Source organism: uncultured Oscillibacter sp., from assembly GCF_910584465.1.
In the GTDB taxonomy this organism is placed as follows: Bacteria; Bacillota; Clostridia; order Oscillospirales; family Oscillospiraceae; genus Oscillibacter.
Genome location: NZ_CAJUBK010000117.1, coordinates 1 through 3,459 on the forward strand (window position 1 = coordinate 1; position 3,459 = coordinate 3,459).

Annotated in this window: 3 protein-coding genes; all 3 read right to left on the bottom strand. The window is 64.4% G+C overall.

The genetic code is table 11. The features are described from left to right. Nucleotides 1–446 precede the first annotated feature (446 nt). The 3 genes from QZ332_RS13360 to QZ332_RS13370 all read right to left on the bottom strand — a co-directional run bounded on the left by QZ332_RS13360 (nt 447) and on the right by QZ332_RS13370 (nt 3,329). Complete coding sequence (locus QZ332_RS13360; protein ID WP_295766338.1) at nt 447–1,226, bottom strand: DUF134 domain-containing protein; 780 nt, start codon at nt 1,224–1,226, stop codon at nt 447–449. Nucleotides 1,227–1,322: 96 nt separating this feature from the next. Continuing rightward, the gene (locus QZ332_RS13365; protein ID WP_295766340.1) at nt 1,323–1,700 is read right to left on the bottom strand and encodes a helix-turn-helix domain-containing protein; all 378 of its coding nucleotides are present in this window, start codon (nt 1,698–1,700) and stop codon (nt 1,323–1,325) included. Nucleotides 1,701–2,177: 477 nt separating this feature from the next. Then, the gene (locus QZ332_RS13370; protein WP_295766342.1) at nt 2,178–3,329 is read right to left on the bottom strand and encodes an acyl-CoA dehydrogenase; all 1,152 of its coding nucleotides are present in this window, start codon (nt 3,327–3,329) and stop codon (nt 2,178–2,180) included. Nucleotides 3,330–3,459: the final 130 nt, after the last annotated feature.

Genomic DNA, 3,459 nt, shown 5'->3' on the forward strand with positions numbered 1-3,459 from the left:
TCAAGCCTTTCCAAAGGCTTGCGGGGTGCAGGGGCAGAGCCCCTGCGTATCTGCCGCGCAGCGGCAGAGGATGCCAGGAGACCAGCGCTTGTCCGGCAGGGCCGGGCCGCGCATTTCGAGGCATAACGCCCTATTATACATCTGCGGACTCCTCCGCGCTTTTGAAGGGCAGCCGTATTTTCCCCGCGGTCATCTCCCCAAGGCCAGCCTCGTTCCCCTCCGCGGGCCGCTCTGCCGGATCCCCCGCCGAAAAGGTGCAAGGGCCCCCATCCTCATCATGCCTTGGCCAAACGAACAGCAAGGGCGCCTCCGGTACGGCGCCCTTGCTGTTCGGCCTGTCGGGAGTCCTTTGCTGCCCTCGCGAGCCGCTCCCGGTATTTTGAAAAGATCTTGCCGCGGCAGGACGATCCCCGCTCACGCCGTCTCAGCGGCCGGGGGGAGGGCGCTCAGCCGCCGCATCTGCCTCCGTTCCCGGGACAGCCGTGCGGGTCCTCGCCGCAATGCCCTCCGCCGTGATGCCCATGGTCATGGTGGCTGCACTGCACATCGGCCTGATAGTCCAACCTGCCGGCGAGGAAGGCCCTGACCGCCTCGTCGGCCGCACCGGTGACGCCGCCGTAAAGTTCGATCCCGGCTTGGGCCAGCGCCTCCTGCGCGCCGGCGCCGATGCCGCCGCAGATCAGCACGTCCACCTGCAGGCCGGACAAAAACCCCGCCAGCGCGCCGTGGCCGCTGCCGGCGGTATCGGCCACCTGCTCCCGGACCACCTGGCCGTCCTCCGCGTCATAGATCTTCATCTGGCTGGTGTGCCCAAAGTGCTGGAACACCTGGCCGTTTTCATAAGGTACTGCGATCTTCATCGTGTTTCCTCCTTTTCCGCACCGCTTGGTTTGCAGGGCCCACCGGCAGTCCCGGCCGCAGCCGCCCTCCGCGCCGCCCCGGCAGACGCGGTAATGGCCCCCCGCGATCGCCAGGGCTTTCCCGTTGACGAGGCTGTCGGAGATCTTGTACCGCGCGCTTTCATAGATCTCCGTCACCGTCGTCCGGGAGACCTCCATCTGCGCCGCGCACTGCTCGTGGGTCCTCCCCTCATAGTCGACCAGCCGGATCGCCTCATATTCGTCTACGGTCAGGACCACCGTGTCCCCTCCGCCCTCCCCCCGCGGGAGGAAGCCGGAACACACGGGCTCCGCGCAGACCCTGCGGCAGCGGGTCGGTCTGGCCATACAGCCACCCCCTCATAAGATACCGGCATATGTCGGAAACAGGATACACCCTTCGGCGCGAGAAGTCAAGATACTATGGAACTTATGAGCGGCTTTTCATCCGCCGGCATGGTCGCATCTTTGGCAGTGGACCATCGTGCTTCCGCCGCTCTTGTGATAATGGCCCGCCCAGCGGCAGATGCTCTGCAGGATCGGTACGACCGACCGGCCTTTGTCCGTCAGGGAATACTCCACCCGCGGCGGGATCTCGTCATAGGATCTTCGCGCCACCATCTGCGCGGCGATCAGCTCCTTCAATGCCCCTGCGAGCACGGCGTCCGTGATGTTCCCCATCTCCCTGCGCAGCTCGCTGTAGCGCAGGATCTCCTTGTCCGCCAGGACGCAGATGATCCGGGACTTCCATTTGCCTCCGAAGATCTCCAGACCATATTCAAGAGGGCAGCGGATGTCTTTTTCCAGCTTTGCCTTATACACGGTGCATCACCTCTCGCCCTCAGTATAGCACCCCCGCTTGGAATCTGCAAGTCGATACAAGATCAAAAGCGGCGGGCATGACCGCCCACCCGCGGAGCAGCGGCCAAAGGCCGGGGACGCAAAGCGTCCCCGGCCCAGCCTGTCGAAAACGTCTTTTCGACAGGCTGAGCAAGTTTTCAGAACTTTCAAAAAAGTTCTGAAAACTTTTTTATCGAAAACGAAAGGGACCCTTCCTGGGTCCCTCTCGTAACTCTCTTCCTTCCCGTCGATGAAGTCTCCTCTACTTTTTCGACACTCTGGGCCGGGGACGCAAAGCGTCCCCGGCCTTCTTCCTGCGATGCCCCGGTCAGAGGGAGGATCCCCATGGATCCGCCTCCCCGACCGCGCAGCGGCTGTCTGTGGGGCCGTGACGCCTCCGTCCGGGCGCGCCGGCCCATCCGCCCCCGCGGCGGAGCCTGGGCGGCGCGGGCCCCCGGATCACTTCACGCCCATGGCGCGGGAAATGACCATGCGCTGGACCTCCGAGGTCCCCTCATAGATCTCCGTGATTTTGGCGTCGCGCATCATGCGCTCCACGGGATACTCCCGGGTATAGCCGTAGCCGCCGAAGAGCTGCACCGCCCGCCGGGTGGCATCGCTGGACATCTCCGCCGCGAACAGCTTCGCCATCGACGAGTAATAGCCGCACTTGGGGTCCCCGGCGTCCTTGGCGGCGGCCGCCCGGTATACCAGGAGCTGGGCGGCGTCGGCCCGCGTCCGCATGTCCGCCAGCTGGAACTGCGTGTTTTGGAACTGGCTCAAGCGCCGGCCGAATTGGACCCGTTCCTGGGTGTACTTCACGGCCTCGTCGATGGCGCCTTCCCCGATCCCCAGGGCCTGGGCCGCGACGCCCACGCGCCCGCCGTCCAGGGTGCCCATGGCGACCCGGAAGCCCTTCCCCTCCTTCCCCAGGAGGTTCTCCCTGGGGACGACGCAGTCCTCGAAGATCAGGTCGCTGGTGGCGCTGCCCCGGATCCCCATCTTCTTCTCGTGCTTGCCGATGGAGAAGCCCGGGAAAGACTCCTCCACGATGAAGGCGGATATCCCATGGTTGCCCGCGTGCTTGTCGGTCATGGCGAAGACCACGAAGGTGGACGCTTCCGTCGCGTTGGTGATGAAGCACTTGCTCCCGTTCAGGATGTAGTTCTCCCCGGACTCGTCCAGCTCCGCCACGGTCTGCTGCCCCGAGGCGTCCGAGCCGGCATTGGGCTCCGTCAGGCCGAAGGCCCCCAGCTTCCGCCCGCTCAGGAGGTCCGGCAGGTACTTCATCTTCTGTTCCTCCGTGCCGAAGGCATAAATGGGATAGCAGCACAGGGAGGTGTGGGCGCAGACGATGACCGACGTGGTGCCGCAGTGCTTCGCCAGCTCCTCCACGCAGAGGGCATAGGCCAAGTTGTCCCCGCCCGCGCCGCCGTATCTCTTGGGGAACGGGATGCCCAGCATCCCCAGCTTCGCCATCTTCTCCACGGTCTCTCTGGGGAAGCGCTCTTCCTCGTCGATCTCCTGCGCCAAAGGCTTCACTTCGTTCTCGGCAAACTCCCGGTACATCTTGCGGAGCATCTGATGTTCATTGCTCAAGGTAAAGTCCATCGTATCGTCCTCCTTTCGGCTATTCGGTGCAGATCTCCCGGTCACTTGGCAGCCTTGGCGGCGCGGATGGCCTCAGTGAGGAGGGGAGTGACCTTGAAGAGGTCGCCGCAGATGCCGTAGTCGGCGATCT